Raw genomic sequence first — 14,169 nt, 5'->3', positions numbered from 1 at the left:
TAGAGGAGCGGTCCCGCGAGGTAGAGGCCTGGTCATGACCACGCCTATACCTCGCGAGGCCAGGTCTCTACCTCGGCCTACCAGAGCTCTACCTCGCGACATCGACCTTCGGAGCACGCCATGACCACGCTGACCACGACCACCTCTCCCCCTCCGACTTCCCCCTCTGCGCCGAGCAGCCCGCGTGTCACCGGCACGCTGCGCGTCACCGGGACGCTGGGCGAGCGCTACCGCGAGATCCTCACGCCCGAGGCGCTCGACTTCCTCACCTTGCTGCACGACCGGTTCGTGGCTCGCCGCCACGAGCTGCTCATGGACCGGCAGCAGCGCCGGCAGGACGTCGCGGACGGGATCGACCCCGACTTCCGCGCCGCGACGCGGCCCGTGCGCGACGACCCGTCGTGGCGCGTCGCCGGCTCGGCCGGCGCGCCGGGCCTCGAGGACCGCCGCGTCGAGATCACCGGTCCGACCGACCCCAAGATGACGATCAACGCGCTCAACTCCGGCGCCAAGGTGTGGCTCGCGGACGCCGAGGACGCCTCGAGCCCGACGTGGCGCAACGTGATCGAGGGCCAGCTCGCGCTGCACGACGCGATCCGCGGCACGCTCGAGCACACGACCGGCTCGGGCGAGCAGCGCAAGGAGTACCGCCTGCGCTCGACGACGCTCACCGACCTGCCGACGATCGTGTTCCGCCCGCGCGGGTGGCACCTCATCGAGAAGCACATGCGGTACGTCGACCGGGCGGGGGTCAGCGTGTCGGCGTCGGCGTCGCTCGTCGACTTCGGGCTGTACCTGTTCCACAACGCACGCGAGCTCGTCGCGCGCGGCCGTGGGCCGTACTTCTACCTGCCCAAGCTCGAGGGCTACCGCGAGGCGCGGCTGTGGAACGACGTGTTCGTGCTCGCCCAGGAGTACCTGGGGCTGCCGCAGGGCACGATCCGCGCGACCGTGCTGATCGAGACCCTGCCCGCGGCCTTCGAGATGGAGGAGATCCTCTACGAGCTGCGCGACCACTGCGCCGGGCTCAACGCCGGGCGGTGGGACTACCTGTTCTCCGTCATCAAGGCGTTCCGCACGCGCGGCGACTCGTACGTGCTGCCCGACCGTGCGCAGGTCACCATGACCGCGCCGTTCATGCGCGCGTACACCGAGCTGCTCGTCGCGACGTGCCACAAGCGCGGCGCGCACGCGATCGGCGGGATGAGCGCGTTCATCCCCGACCGGCGCCGGCCCGACGTCACCGAGCGCGCGTTCGAGCAGGTGCGCGCCGACAAGCGCCGCGAGGCGACGGACGGGTTCGACGGGACGTGGGTCGCACACCCCGACCTCATCGAGGTCGCGCGCACCGAGCTCGACGCGGTGCTGGGGGACGCGCCGAACCAGGTCTCCCGGCAGCGCGACGACGTCCGGGTGGGCCAGCACGAGCTGCTCGACATCGGCTCGGCCCGCCGCGCCGGGGCGACCGTGACCGCCGCGGGCCTGCGGTCCAACGTGTCCGTCGGCGTGCGGTACCTCGAGTCGTGGCTGCGCGGCGTCGGCGCGGCCGCGATCGACCACCTCATGGAGGACGCCGCGACCGCCGAGATCTCGCGCTCGCAGGTCTGGCAGTGGATCGCGTCGGGCACACGCACCGAGAACGGCGTGCCCATCACGCGCGACCGCGTCGAGGCGCTCCTCGCCGAGATCGTCGACGACCTGCCGCGCACCCCGGGCAACCGCATCGACGACGCCGCGAACGTGTTCCGCGCCGTCGCGCTCGCCGAGGACTTCCCGACGTTCCTCACCATCGGGGCGTACTCGCAGTTCCTCGTGGGCTCGGAGGTCGACCAGCCGTAACAGCACCTCGCCGAGCACGACAGGGGGTCGTTGTCCGCCGGATGGCGACCCCCGTGTCGTGCTCGCGGGCGGGTGGTGTCGTGCTCGGCAGGTCGTGGCGTGCCCGACAGCGGTCCGCTTCCCCGGCCGTCCGTCGTACCCGCTCCTGGTGCTGGCAGGCCGAGATGTGGGAGCATCCGGACACGCACGGCGACACGGTCGTCCGGGCGCTCGCCCGCACGACCCCGGAGCAGCCATGAGCAACCCCTTCGCGCCACCGAGCCAGTCGTCGCCGGGCACGGCCCCCGCACCGTCAGCAGCTCCCGCCGCGCCGACGGCCCCGGCCCCGGCGACGTCGGCTCCGGTCCCGACGCCGCCCGGGTACCCCGCTCCCCCGCAGGCCACCCCGCCACGGTCCCCGATCGGGCCCGGTCCGGCCCCGATCGGCTACGGTCCCGTCCCGCCAGTGCCGCTCGCGCCGGGGCCGACCTACCCCGTCGCCGGGCTCCCCGGCCCGCATCCGCCCGCCACGCGCCGCGGGCTCTCGCGCACCGCCGTCGGGCTGATCGTCGGCGCCGCGTGCCTCGCGGTGGGCGGCGGCGTCGGCTTCGCCGCCGGCGTCGCGAGCGACGCGGGCGGGCGGATCGCCGACTGGTACACCGCGCCGGTCGAGGACGAGTGGTCCGAGGACTGGTCGGACGAGGACTGGTCCGAGGGCGAGTGGGAGGGCTCCGGGACGCGGGCCGACCCGTGGTTCTTCGACGGCTACACCGTCGCCGGTGAGGAGTGGGAGGTCCTCCTCGACCCGCCGTACGAGGCGACCGCGGAGGTCCTCGCGCACAGCGACGTCAACGTCGCACCGCCGGAGGGCACGGAGTACTGGATCGTCCCGGTGACCGCCACGTACTACGGCCCCAGCTCGCAGGTGAGCGCGTGGGGGGCGATCGACGTCGGCTTCGTCGGCGACGACGGCGTCCATGAGGACGGGCAGTGCGGCGCCGTGCCGGACGCCCTCGTCGGGGCGGGCCTCGTCGGGACCGACGACACCGTGTCGGGCAACGTGTGCGTCGCGGTCCCCGCGGGTGCGCCGGGGCTGTGGACGCTCTCGCTCGAGGGGTACGAGCCCTGGTATCTCACCGCGGACGACCCCCTCGCGGGCTGACCCGCACACGTCCCCGGGCGCGGCGACGGCGCCGTCCGTTGCTGTGGTCGGCCGGCGCGCACCGTGCCAGAGTCTCCCCATGGCGCACCCGCGGGAGACGCGATGAGCCCGCGGCCCCTCCGCGCCGTCCGAGGCTGGTGGGACGGAGTGCGGCCCGCCCCGGGGACGTTCTGGCGCTCGGCCGGCGCCGGCGTCCCAGGAGCCGTCGGCGGGGTGCCCGACGGCATGGCGACGGCGACGCTCGTCGGCGTCAACCCCATCCACGGCCTCTACGCGACGGCCGTCGGGCGTATCGCGGGCGGGCTGACCGTCGACTCGCGCCTCATGATCGTCACGACGACGAGCGCCGCCGCCCTCGCCGCCGGCTCGGCGCTCGACGGCGTCGCCGACGAGGACCGGCTCGCCGCGCTCATCCTCCTCACGACGCTCGCCGGGGCGTTCATGGTCGTCGCCGGGCTCGTGGGGCTCGGCCGACTCACGGGCTTCGTGTCGCACTCCGTGATGACGGGGTTCCTCACCGGCGTCTCCGTCAACATCCTGCTCGGCCAGCTCGACGACCTCACCGGCGCCGACCCCACCGCGTCGCTCGCCGTCGGGCAGGCGTACCAGGTGCTCCGCTCGCCCGGAACGTGGGACGTGCCGACGCTCGTGGTCGGCCTCGGTTCGGTCGTCATGCTCCTGCTCCTCGGCCGGACGCGCGTCGCCCCGTACGCGGCCGTCGTCGCGCTCGTGGCGTCCGCCGTCGGCGTGTGGGCGCTCGGCGCGACGTCCGTCCAGCTCGTGGGGGACGCGGGCGCGATCCCCGCCGGCCTGCCCTCCCTCGCGCTGCCCGACCTGGGAGCCGTCTCGGTCGACGTCGCCGTGGGCGCGCTCGCGGTGGCGGCGATCGTGCTCGTGCAGGGTGCGGGGGTCGCCGAGTCCGTCCCGAACCCGGGCGGGCGCCGCGCCGACCCGAACCGGAACTTCGTCGGGCAGGGCATCGCGAACCTCGCGGTGGGGTTCTTCCGCGGCATCCCGGTCGGCGGCTCGGTCGGCCAGACGGCGATCAGCACCTCGGCCGGGGCGCGCGACCGCTGGGCGGGCATCATGTCGGGCGTGTGGGTGCTCGTCGTGCTCGTCGCGCTGTCCGGGCCGGTCGGGGCGGTCCCGTCGGCGACGCTCGCGGCGCTGCTCGCGGTCGCGTCGGTCGGGTCGATCCGCCTCTCGGCGATGGCGACCGCGTGGCGCACGGGCAGCCAGTCCCAGGTCGCGATGGCGACGACGTTCCTCGCGACCCTGCTCCTGCCGGTCGCCGCCGCGGTGGGCATCGGGGCCGCGCTCTCGATCCTGCTCCAGGCCAACCGGGAGTCGCAGGACCTGCGGATCGTCCGTCTCGCCCCCCTGGAGGGCGGCCGCTACCGCGAGGAGCCGGCACCCCGCCGTCTCGAGGACGCGACCGTCACCGTGCTCGACGTCTACGGGAGTCTCTTCTACGCCGGTGCCCGCTCGCTCGAGGCGGCGCTGCCGGAGCCCGCGCGCACGCACGACGCCGTCGTGGTGCTGCGCCTGCGGGGCCGCGCGAGCCTCGGAGCGACCGCGTTCACGGTGCTCGCGCACTACGCGGACCAGCTCGGCGAGCGCGGGGGCCGGCTCTACGTGAGCGGTGTGGACCCCGCGCTCGCGGAGAAGTTCGACCAGGTCATCGATGTGCGCCTGCACGAGCGGATCGCGGTGTTCCCGGCACGACCCGTGATCGGCGAGTCGACCGCGGACGCGATGCGGCACGCCGAGGCGTGGCTCGTGCGCGGGGTCGAGACGACCCAGATCCCCGTCGTGCGCCCGGACGGGCCGATGAAGCGGCTGTGGTCGCGCGTCCGGTCGGCGCTCCACCGCGACTGACCGGTGGCGGTCGCGGGAGCGCTGACGCGCGTCCGGTGGCTCAGCCCGCGGTGCCACCGCGCGTGTCGAACCGGTCGCGGTGGTCGCGGATCGTGGTCGTGTTCTCGAGCGCCCACTCGACGAGCGCGAGCACGGGCGGCAGGAGGGTCGCGCCGAGGTCGGTCAGCGCGTAGTCGACGCGCGGCGGCACGACGGCGTGCACCGTGCGGCTCACGAGCCCGTCGCGCTCGAGCTGACGCAGGTTGAGCGTGAGCATGCGCTGCGAGATCCCGTCGATCCCGTGCAGGAGCTCCGTGAACCGCTGAGGCCCGCCCGAGAGCATGCCCAGGATGAGCACGCTCCACTTGTCCCCTACCCGGTCGAGCACCGACCGCACCTCGCTCGTGGCCTCGGCGGCGGCGCAGCCGCCCTCCGCCGGGAGGCCGTGCCGCTCCGCGAGCTCGCGCACCACGGGCACGTCGGTGGTCGGCGTCGTGGTCATGGCGTCTCCGTCTCCTCGGCGTGCTGCTCCGTGTGCCTCTCGCACACGGGTGTGCCTTTTGTAGCCGCCCCCATGGTTACCCATGATGTGCCCAGGCACAAAGAGTGACCGGCCGCCTCGGCCGTCGCCGCCGTACCCCTCGAAGGACTCACGCATGAACGTCGCCCTGTGGATCGCCTCCGGTCTGCTCGCCGCCGCCTTCCTCGGCGCCGGGCTCATGAAGGCCCTGCGCCCGATCCCCGTGCTCCAGGAGCAGATGCGGTGGGTCACGCCGGAGCGCACCGCGGGCGTGCGTGCGATCGGCTGGCTCGAGGTGGCGGGCGCCGTCGGCGTGATCCTCCCCTGGGCGCTCGGCGTCGCGCCCGTGCTCACCCCGATCGCCGCCGTCGGGCTCGCGCTCACGCAGGTCGGCGCGATCCCGCTGCACGTCCGGCTCGGCGAGGCGAAGGCCGTACCGGCCAACGTCGTGCTGCTCGCCCTGGCCGTGTTCGTCGCCGTGGGCCGGTTCGCGGCCCTCTGAGCGCACCTCGCCGGCCGCGACGGCGCGCGCCCGCGCCGTGAGCGCGCCCCGCTGCCGGCGGGGTGCGCTCAGCCCAGCGCGTGCACGAAGTCGACCCGCTGGGCTGCGAACCACGCCTCGTCGTCACGGATGGCGTCCCCTGCGCCGTCGTCCCACATGCGCTTCCAGCCGCCGCCCCGCGTCTGCGCCGCGTTACGCATCGCGTACCAGCTCCGCGCGAACCGCTGCGCCAGCACGTCGAGCAGCGCGAGCCGCTCCGAGCGGTCGAGCCCGTACGCCTCGGTGAGGATGCGCGCGCGACGTGGGGCGTCGAGGTCGCGCAGGACCTCCGGCCGCCTCTCGGGCACGCTCACCGGCGCCCAGTAGCGCAGGGTCGTCGCCACGTCGAGCAACCGCGTGGTCGGCGCCGCGAGGTCGAAGTCGATCACGCCGACGAGCCGGTGCGGACCCCGCGGGTCGTCGCCGGCCGGGACGAACAGCGCGTTCTCGACCGTGAGGTCGTTGTGCCCGACGACGTCCGGCACGTCGAACACGTCCGGCACCTCCGGGAACTGCGCCCGCTCGGGCCACGCGACGCCGTCAGGCAGCACGACGTCGCGCGACACGGCGTGGAGGTCCCGCAGCCACTCCCCGAGCTGGACGAGCACGGCCTCGTCGGTCGCCCACGCGTGCGGCGGACGGCCGCCCATCTCGCCCGGCAGGAACGTCACGACCTCCCTGCCGTCGCCGTCGATCCCGAGGAACCGGGGCGCGCGGTCGAAGCCCACGCGCTCCAGGTGCAGCAGGTACGCCTCGACGGCGGGGCTGTGCGGGCCGCGCGGACGGCGGACGGTGTCGCCGCGACGGACGATCCCGTCCGACACGTCACCACCGAGCAGCGGGTCCTCGACGTCGTCCGCGTCGTCGCGGTACGGGAGCAGATCGGTCATACCCGACACCCTCGCACGCGCGGCGGGCCCCTGGCCAGGCCCGCCGCGCCGTCGCGCTACGCGACCACCACCAACGGGTACCGACGGCGCAGGACGAGCCGCTGCACGAGCGTCCACGTCACCGTCACGAGCAGGTACAGGCCCGCGGCGAGCGGGACGAAGCATGCGATCACCGCGGTCATGAGCTGGAGAGCGCCGAGCGCGTTCTGCAGACCCGGCGCGGCCAGAGGGCCGGCACCAGGGGCGCCGGGACCGGTCGCCGTCCGGGGCACGGCAAGACGACCACCCGGCAGGGACGCCCGGCGCGTGAGCTCCCCGACGAGCGCGACGAGAACCACGACCGCACCCCCGACCACCAGCGTCGGGACGCCCGCCGCGCCCGCGCCGAGCGAGCCGACGAGGCTCGAGCCGAGGGGCGCTCCCCCGAGCGTGTGGCCCAGCAGCGCGTTCGCGTGACCGGCGATCTGGGCGTGCAGGAACAGCGCGTAGACGACGGCGACCACGGGTGCCTGGGCGAGCATCGGCAGGCAGCCGGCGAACGGCGTCGTGCCCTCGCTGGCGTAGAGGTCGAGGGTCGCCCGCTGGAGCTTCTGCGGGTCGTCCCGGTGGCGACGCTGGAGCTCGGCGAGCCGGGGCGCGAGGCGCGCGCGGTCGCGTTCCGCCTTGGCCTGCGAGACACCGACGGGGACGAGCAGCGCGCGGACGGCGAGCGTCAGCAGGACGACGGCGGCCGCGGCCGCAGCGCCTCCGGCGACGGGTTCGAGCAGGTCGGACAGGCCCATCAGGGCGCGGTAGGCGGCGTCGAGCACGGTGGAGACGAGCGGGAGGTCGAGCAGGTTCATGGTGGTGTCCTCGGTCGAACGTGCGGGGTACGCGTTCGCCGATCACCTGAGCCGGGCAGGCGGGGGCACGCCGCAGCGCCGTGCGTGCGGGGTGCGGTGGAGAGACCTCGGCCGGGTGATCAGCCGAGGGTGCAGCCGGGCGCCCGTGGCCGGGCACGGCCGGGGGCGTCGGGGTCGCTCTGCGTGACGGCGGGACCGACGTCGACGGTGTCGCGCAGCCGGCCCGCCGGGCGCGCCGCCACGCCGAGCGAGAGCGGGGCGCCCCAGCGTGCGGTCATCGCGGCCACGGCCGCGACGAGGGCCGTCGCACCGAGGAGGAAGAGCGTGGCCGTGAGGGTCGACGTGCCGAGCAGGAGCGTGAGCGCCGACGCGACGTCGCGCGCGACGACGAGCAGGTCGTTCATCGCGCCCTCCTCTCCGGTCACGGTCTGCCGTGGCCCCAGCCTAGGCCACGTCGAGCGCCGCCCACTCGTCGTCGGTGAGCAGGCGCGAGCGGATGATGAACCGCACGCCCTCCGGCGCCTCGACGCTGAACCCGGCGCCGCGGCCGGGCACCACGTCGATCGTCAGGTGCGTGTGCTTCCAGTACTCGAACTGCGCGCGGCTCATCCACACGGGCACGCGGAACCCGTCCACGCCGGGCGCGGCGGGGGCGGCGCCGCCGTCGTCCGGGGCGACGACCAGGTCGCCCAGGTGCACGTCCGCCTCGCCGAGCAGGAAGTCCCCCTGCGGGTAGCACATGGGCGACGACCCGTCGCAGCACCCGCCGGACTGGTGGAACATGAGGTCGCCGTGGACCGGTCGCAGCCGCGCGAGCAGCGCCGCAGCGTCGTCGGTGAGCGCGACCCGCGCCGGGGCCGCGCCGGCCGAGCCGGGCGAGGGGACGTCGTCGGGCACGGAACCTCCTGGGGTGGGCCGAGCGTGCGCTTGCTGCCGCCGAGCATGCGGTTGTCTCCTGTCGACGCTCTCGGACGGGAGACGACCGCATGCTCGGCGGGGAGCGCTCTAGAAGAAGCCCAGCTTCTGGGCCGAGTAGGAGACGAGGAGGTTCTTCGTCTGCTGGTAGTGGTCGAGCATCATCTTGTGGTTCTCGCGCCCGACGCCGGAGCCCTTGTACCCGCCGAACGCCGCGGCCGCGGGGTAGGCGTGGTAGCAGTTGGTCCACACGCGCCCGGCCTCGATGGTGCGGCCCGCGCGGTAGGCGGTGTTCCCGGACCGCGACCAGACGCCGGCGCCGAGGCCGTAGAGGGTGTCGTTGGCGATGGTCATGGCGTCGTCGAAGTCGGAGAAGTCGGTGACCGCGACGACGGGGCCGAAGATCTCCTCCTGGAAGATCCGCATCGAGTTCTTGCCCTCGAAGATCGTGGGCGTCACGTAGTACCCGCCCGCGAGGTCGCCGCCGAGCTCGGCGCGCGTCCCGCCCGTGAGGACCTTCGCGCCCTCGGCCTTGCCGATCTCGATGTACGACAGGATCTTCTCGAGCTGGTCGTTGGACGCCTGGGCGCCGATCATCGTCGCGGTGTCGAGGGGGTTGCCCTGCTGCACCGCCTTGGTCCGCTCGACGGCGTCGCCCAGGAACGTGTCGTAGATCGACGACTGGACGAGCGCGCGCGACGGGCACGTGCACACCTCGCCCTGGTTGAGGGCGAACATCGTGAACCCCTCGAGCGCCTTGTCGTAGAAGTCGTCGCGCGCGTCGGCGACGTCGGCGAAGAAGATGTTGGGCGACTTGCCGCCGAGCTCGAGCGTCACCGGGATGATGTTCTGGCTCGCGTACTGCATGATCAGGCGGCCCGTCGTCGTCTCGCCCGTGAACGCGATCTTGCGGATGCGCGGGCTGGAGGCGAGCGGCTTGCCGGCCTCGACGCCGAACCCGTTGACGACGTTCACGACGCCTGGGGGCAGCAGGTCCCCGACGATGTCCATGAGGAAGAGGATCGACGCGGGCGTCTGCTCAGCGGGCTTGAGCACGACGCAGTTGCCCGCCGCGAGCGCCGGGGCGAGCTTCCAGACGGCCATGAGGATCGGGAAGTTCCACGGGATGATCTGCCCGACGACGCCGAGCGGCTCGTGGAAGTGGTACGCGATGGTGTCCTCGTCGATCTCGGAGATCGACCCCTCCTGCGCGCGGATCGCGCCCGCGAAGTAGCGGAAGTGGTCGATCGCGAGCGGGATGTCGGCGGCGAGCGTCTCGCGGACGGGCTTGCCGTTCTCCCACGACTCGGCGACGGCGATCCGCTCGAGGTTCTCCTCCATGCGGTCGGCGATCTTGTTGAGGATGTTGGCGCGCTCGGTCGCGCTCGTGCGACCCCACGACCGGGCGGCACCGTGCGCGGCGTCGAGCGCGCGCTCGACGTCGTCGGCGTTGCCGCGCGCGACCTCGGTGAAGGTCCGGCCCGTGACGGGGCTGGGGTTCTCGAAGTACTGCCCGCTCACCGGCGCGACGTACTCGCCGCCGATCCAGTGGTCGTACCGGGACTTGTACTCGGCGATTGCCCCGTCCGTGCCGGGGGCTGCGTAGACCGTCATCGTCTGCCTCCTCGTCGCGCCGACTCGCAGCGCTCGATCTCGCCGCGCTCCTGGGGAGGTCGCCTCCGGGCGGGGAGTGCCCGACGGCGGTGCACGGCACGGCGCCTCGTCGCGCCGTGGCACGACGCTAGGCACTCGGGGGTTGCAGGACCGTTGCAGCGCGCGCCCGAGGGGTCTCGGTCAGCCGAGCTCGTCGTCGAGCAGGTCGAGGTGCGCGCGGGCGCGGACCCAGAGGGGGCTTCCGTGGTCGGCGACGCGTTGGAGGCGCGTCCACGCGGCGTGGTCCTCGGCGCCGTCGTCGGTGCGGGTCCACGCGTCGAGGACGTCGGCGTCGCCCGCCGACACGACGGCCGCGCGGAGCTCCGCCGCGAGCTCGGCGCGCAGGTGCTCGACGGCGGGCGCGCCGGAGCGCGGGAGGAGCGGCGCGCCGTAGGCAGCGACCGCCCCCGGGACGTCGCCGACCGCGAGCCGGTCGCGCACGACGTCGGCGTCCGTCCGCAGCGGTCGCGCGAGCCGGTACGGCCGGGACCCGGCGAGGAGCGGACCGGCGACGCGACGCAGGCGCGAGACCTCCGCGCGCACGGTCACGTCCGAGAGCGCACCGGGGTGCAGGAGCACGGCGAGCTCGTCGGCGGCGAGGCCGCGCGGGTGCCCGGCGAGGAGCAGGAGGATCTCCGCGTGCCGCAGCGACAGCCGGTGCTCGGGGCCGTCCGGTGCGCGGAGCACGGGCGTGGTGCCGAGCACGAACAGCTCGGGCGCGCCGTCGCGCGGCGGCGCGGGGACGGTCCCGGCGCCGCCGGCCGCCGGTGCGGCCGCGCGCTGGGCGAGCTCCCGCTCGAGGCTCAGGACCGTGGCCCGCACGAGCGAGAGGACGACGCTCGAGGCCGCCGACTGGCGACCGGTGACGTCGAGAACGCCGAGGACGCGGCCGGTCCCGGGCTCGTGGATCGGGACGGCCGTGCAGCTGAACGCCTGGACGGGCCGGGAGAAGTGCTCCGCCCCGAGGACCTGCACAGCCCGACGCGCGGCGAGCGCGGTCCCGGGCGCGTTCGTCCCGACGCGCTCCTCGCGCCACACCGACCCCTCGACGAACCCGACGCGCTCCACGGCGTCCCGCAGCGCGCGGCTGCCCTCGACCCACAGGAGCCGACCCGCGTCGTCGGACACGGCGACGGCGAGGCCGTCGTCCGCCGCGGCGTCGACGACGAGCTCGCGCACCACGGGCATGACCCCCGCGAGCGGGTGGGCATCGCGGTAGGCGACGAGGTCGTCGTGGGCGAGCGCGGACTCCGTGCGCGGGCCCTCGGGGTCGACACCGCTGTGCACGGACCGGCGCCACGAGTCGGCCACCACGGGGTGGATGCCGGGCGGGAGGACGCCGTCGACGAGGAAGGACCGGTAGGCCGCTCGGACCGAGCGAGCGTCGCGGCGCGCGTCAGGTCGACGCGGGTGCGCGTCCGAGCGCAGCGGTGGTGCGAGGGTGCGCGACACGGGACCTCCCACGTCGTCGTGCGGTGCTGGGCCCCAGTGTAGGGCGCGCCCGTCGGCCCGCTACCGCGGCGGCGGGGCGGTCGCCCGCCCCACCGCGGCCGTCGCGACCGTCACGTCGGCCGCGACGCGGCGCAGCCCGGCGAGGACGACGCTCGTCGCCGCGGTGGGCGGGGCGCCGCGACGCACCGCGGCGTACACCGGGCGCGTCCGGGGCGCCCGCAGCGGGCGGGCGACGACGTCGTAGCGCGGGTCGACGGCGAGGCCCGGCAGCAGCGCGACGGACAGTCCCGCCTCGACGTGGGCGAGCAGCAGCTCGTAGCTGGGGAGTCGCGCGACGACGCGGGGCTCGAACCCGGCGTCGCGGCACGCGCTCTCGACGAGGGTCGACAGGTACCGGCCGGGCAGGTCCGCCGCCCACCGCGCGTCGGCGAGACCAGCGAGGTCGACCGGCCCCTCCCCCGTCGCCGTGCCCGCCGACGCACCCGCCGGAGCGACGAGGACGACCGGGTCCTCGAGCAGCGGGACGGTCGCGACGTCGGGACCGGCGAGCCGCGCGCCGTCGAGCAGGTCGGCGGTCACCGCGACGTCGACGTCCGCGCGGCGGAGCGCGGGCCCGCTCTCGCGGGGGTCGAGCTCGACGACCTCGACCTGCACCCGCGGGTGCTCGACGGCCAGCCGCCGTGCGAGGGGGATCACGAGGGCGCGGACGCCGCTCGAGAACGCCGCGACGCGGACGACCCCGGCGGGCTGACCGTCGGGGTGGGCGAGCTCCGCCTCCGCGAGCGCCATCTGGTCGAGGATGACGCGTGCGTGCCGCGCGAGGGTGCGCCCCGCGGGCGTGAGGCGCACCCTCCGACCGGTCCGCTCGACGAGGCGCGCCCCGGTCTCGGCCTCGAGCGCCGCGAGGTGCGCGGACACCGCGGACGGGCTCAGGTGCAGGGACGCGCCCACCGCGCGCACGGTCCCGAGGTTCTCGAGCCGGGCGAGGATCTGGAGCCGGGCGGCGTTGAGCACGCTGCCCTCCGTTCCGTGCGGTCGTCGTTGTTTGTGCAGGCTATACGCACAGACTGTACGAGAACTCGTGCTGTACGCGCACAGTGCTCCGTCCCTACGCTCGACCCATGACCGTGCCCTCCCCCGCCCTCGCCTCGTCGTCCGCCGCAGGGCCCGTGCCCGAGCGCGCGGGGGGCGACGCCGCGACCTTCTGGGCCGACGCCGACCGGCACCTCGTGCGGTACGGCGGGCCGTTCACGCCGGAGATCGTCGAGAGCGCGTCGGGCAGCTTCGTCACGACGGCCGACGGCCGGAAGGTCCTCGACTTCACGTCGGGGCAGATGAGCGCGATCCTCGGGCACAGCCACCCGGCGATCGTCGAGACGGTGCGGAACCAGATCGGCACGCTCGACCACCTGTTCTCGGGGATGCTCTCGCGCCCGGTGGTCGACCTCGCGCGGCGCATCGCGGGCACCCTGCCCGACCCGCTCGAGAAGGTCCTGCTCCTCACGACGGGCGCCGAGTCCAACGAGGCCGCGATCCGGATGGCGAAGCTCGTCACGGGCCGGCACGAGGTCGTCTCGCTCGCCGGCTCGTGGCACGGCATGACGCACGCGGCGGCCGCCGCGACGTACAGCGCGGGGCGCCGCGGCTACGGCCCGACGGCGCCCGGCAACCTCGTCATCCCCGTGCCGAACGCGTACCGCCCCGACCACCTCACGCCCGACGGCGCGCACGACTGGCGCCGCCAGCTCGACCTCGCGTTCGACCTCGTCGACGTGCAGTCCACGGGGAGCCTCGCGGCGTGCATCGTCGAGCCGATCCTCAGCTCGGGCGGGATCGTCGAGCTGCCGCCCGGCTACCTCGCGGCGTTGCGCGACAAGTGCCACGAGCGCGGGATGCTCCTCATCCTCGACGAGGCGCAGACGGCGCTGTGCCGGACGGGCTCCTGGTACGCGTTCGAGGGCCGCGACGGCGAGGAGCCGGTGGTCCCCGACATCCTCACCATCTCCAAGACGCTCGGCGCCGGCCTGCCCCTCGCCGCCGTCATCACGAGCGCCGAGATCGAGGAGCGCGCCCACGAGCGCGGCTTCCTGTTCTTCACGACGCACGTCTCGGACCCGCTCGTCGCGGCGGTCGGCAACACCGTGCTCGACGTGCTCGAGGCCGAGCAGATGGACGCCCGGGTGCGCGTGCTCGGCGACCGGCTGCGCGCCGGGCTGCTCGACCTCCAGGACCGCCACGCCACGATCGGCGACGTGCGCGGACGGGGTCTGCTCCAGGGCATCGAGCTCGTGCTCGACCGCGAGACGAAGGAGGGCGCCGACGCCCTCGGCGCCCTGGTCACCCGGCGGGCGCTGGACCTCGGGCTCCACATGAACGTCGTGCAGCTCCGGGGCATGGGCGGCGTGTTCCGCATCGCGCCGCCGCTCACGGTGAGCGAGGAGGAGCTCGACCTCGGGCTCGACCTCCTCGACCGCGCGCTCGGCGAGGCGGAGCGCGAGCTGCTCGGCTGAGCCGCGCCC

At 74.7% G+C, this 14,169-nt stretch carries 13 protein-coding genes; 5 read left to right on the top strand and 8 right to left on the bottom strand.

Features of this window, described 5'->3' with window-relative positions:
• The first annotated feature begins 120 nt into the window (after window positions 1–120).
• The 3 genes from aceB to ACN9MS_RS06685 all read left to right on the top strand — a co-directional run bounded on the left by aceB (window position 121) and on the right by ACN9MS_RS06685 (window position 4,858).
• Complete coding sequence (gene aceB / locus ACN9MS_RS06695; RefSeq protein ID WP_426311240.1) at window positions 121–1,839, top strand: malate synthase A; 1,719 nt, start codon at window positions 121–123, stop codon at window positions 1,837–1,839.
• Window positions 1,840–2,074: 235 nt separating this feature from the next.
• Window positions 2,075–2,980 carry a hypothetical protein gene (locus ACN9MS_RS06690; RefSeq protein ID WP_426311239.1) on the top strand — a complete coding sequence of 302 codons (906 nt, stop codon included), beginning with the start codon at window positions 2,075–2,077 and terminating at the stop codon, window positions 2,978–2,980.
• Window positions 2,981–3,082: 102 nt separating this feature from the next.
• Window positions 3,083–4,858 (top strand): SulP family inorganic anion transporter, encoded by a 1,776-nt coding sequence (locus ACN9MS_RS06685; protein WP_426311238.1) that lies wholly within the window; start codon window positions 3,083–3,085, stop codon window positions 4,856–4,858.
• Window positions 4,859–4,898: 40 nt separating this feature from the next.
• Here the strand turns inward: ACN9MS_RS06685 and ACN9MS_RS06680 are convergent, their stop codons facing one another.
• Window positions 4,899–5,339, bottom strand: a complete 441-nt coding sequence (locus ACN9MS_RS06680) for a winged helix-turn-helix transcriptional regulator (protein ID WP_426311237.1) — start codon at window positions 5,337–5,339, stop codon at window positions 4,899–4,901.
• Window positions 5,340–5,493: 154 nt separating this feature from the next.
• Between ACN9MS_RS06680 and ACN9MS_RS06675 the strand changes: the two genes are divergently transcribed.
• Complete coding sequence (locus tag ACN9MS_RS06675) at window positions 5,494–5,859, top strand: DoxX family protein (protein WP_426311236.1); 366 nt, start codon at window positions 5,494–5,496, stop codon at window positions 5,857–5,859.
• A gap of 68 nt (window positions 5,860–5,927) precedes the next feature.
• On the opposite strand, the gene ACN9MS_RS06670 is transcribed toward ACN9MS_RS06675, so the two are convergent.
• The 7 genes from ACN9MS_RS06670 to ACN9MS_RS06640 form a co-directional block, all read right to left on the bottom strand.
• A complete protein-coding gene (locus tag ACN9MS_RS06670; RefSeq protein WP_426311235.1) occupies window positions 5,928–6,788 on the bottom strand; it encodes a phosphotransferase in 861 nt (286 codons plus the stop codon).
• A 56-nt stretch (window positions 6,789–6,844) separates the two neighbouring features.
• On the bottom strand, window positions 6,845–7,630 hold the full coding sequence (locus ACN9MS_RS06665) for a YidC/Oxa1 family membrane protein insertase (protein WP_426311234.1): 786 nt from the start codon (window positions 7,628–7,630) through the stop codon (window positions 6,845–6,847).
• A gap of 119 nt (window positions 7,631–7,749) precedes the next feature.
• A complete protein-coding gene (locus tag ACN9MS_RS06660; RefSeq protein ID WP_426311233.1) occupies window positions 7,750–8,034 on the bottom strand; it encodes a DUF6412 domain-containing protein in 285 nt (94 codons plus the stop codon).
• Between the two features lie 40 nt (window positions 8,035–8,074).
• Entirely contained in the window at window positions 8,075–8,527 is a 453-nt protein-coding gene (locus ACN9MS_RS06655; RefSeq protein WP_426311232.1) for a DUF779 domain-containing protein, read from the bottom strand.
• A 108-nt stretch (window positions 8,528–8,635) separates the two neighbouring features.
• Window positions 8,636–10,159: an aldehyde dehydrogenase gene (adh, locus tag ACN9MS_RS06650; RefSeq protein WP_426311231.1), complete on the bottom strand. Its 1,524-nt coding sequence runs from the start codon at window positions 10,157–10,159 to the stop codon at window positions 8,636–8,638.
• A gap of 180 nt (window positions 10,160–10,339) precedes the next feature.
• Complete coding sequence (locus tag ACN9MS_RS06645) at window positions 10,340–11,650, bottom strand: transcriptional regulator (protein ID WP_426311230.1); 1,311 nt, start codon at window positions 11,648–11,650, stop codon at window positions 10,340–10,342.
• Between the two features lie 60 nt (window positions 11,651–11,710).
• On the bottom strand, window positions 11,711–12,664 hold the full coding sequence (locus ACN9MS_RS06640; RefSeq protein ID WP_426311229.1) for a LysR family transcriptional regulator: 954 nt from the start codon (window positions 12,662–12,664) through the stop codon (window positions 11,711–11,713).
• Between the two features lie 107 nt (window positions 12,665–12,771).
• Here ACN9MS_RS06640 and ACN9MS_RS06635 point away from each other — a divergent pair, with 107 nt between their 5' ends.
• Entirely contained in the window at window positions 12,772–14,160 is a 1,389-nt protein-coding gene (locus ACN9MS_RS06635; RefSeq protein WP_426311228.1) for an aspartate aminotransferase family protein, read from the top strand.
• Window positions 14,161–14,169: the final 9 nt, after the last annotated feature.

The sequence above is a fragment of the Cellulosimicrobium sp. E-16 genome, assembly GCF_049913115.1.
Lineage (GTDB): Bacteria > Actinomycetota > Actinomycetes > Actinomycetales > Cellulomonadaceae > Cellulosimicrobium.
Note: the sequence above shows the minus strand (reverse complement) of the source record. Positions and strands in the feature narration are given on the sequence as shown.

Excerpts from the sequence above, each read along its gene's own strand:
- ACN9MS_RS06680 (WP_426311237.1), bottom strand. The coding sequence starts at position 5,339 with ATGACCACGACGCCGACCACCGACGTGCCCGTGGTGCGCGAGCTCGCG.
- ACN9MS_RS06675 (WP_426311236.1), top strand. The coding sequence starts at position 5,494 with ATGAACGTCGCCCTGTGGATCGCCTCCGGTCTGCTCGCCGCCGCCTTC.
- ACN9MS_RS06690 (WP_426311239.1), top strand. The coding sequence starts at position 2,075 with ATGAGCAACCCCTTCGCGCCACCGAGCCAGTCGTCGCCGGGCACGGCC.
- ACN9MS_RS06665 (WP_426311234.1), bottom strand. The coding sequence starts at position 7,630 with ATGAACCTGCTCGACCTCCCGCTCGTCTCCACCGTGCTCGACGCCGCC.
- adh (WP_426311231.1), bottom strand. The coding sequence starts at position 10,159 with ATGACGGTCTACGCAGCCCCCGGCACGGACGGGGCAATCGCCGAGTAC.
- ACN9MS_RS06660 (WP_426311233.1), bottom strand. The coding sequence starts at position 8,034 with ATGAACGACCTGCTCGTCGTCGCGCGCGACGTCGCGTCGGCGCTCACG.
- ACN9MS_RS06670 (WP_426311235.1), bottom strand. The coding sequence starts at position 6,788 with ATGACCGATCTGCTCCCGTACCGCGACGACGCGGACGACGTCGAGGAC.
- ACN9MS_RS06635 (WP_426311228.1), top strand. The coding sequence starts at position 12,772 with ATGACCGTGCCCTCCCCCGCCCTCGCCTCGTCGTCCGCCGCAGGGCCC.
- aceB (WP_426311240.1), top strand. The coding sequence starts at position 121 with ATGACCACGCTGACCACGACCACCTCTCCCCCTCCGACTTCCCCCTCT.
- ACN9MS_RS06685 (WP_426311238.1), top strand. The coding sequence starts at position 3,083 with ATGAGCCCGCGGCCCCTCCGCGCCGTCCGAGGCTGGTGGGACGGAGTG.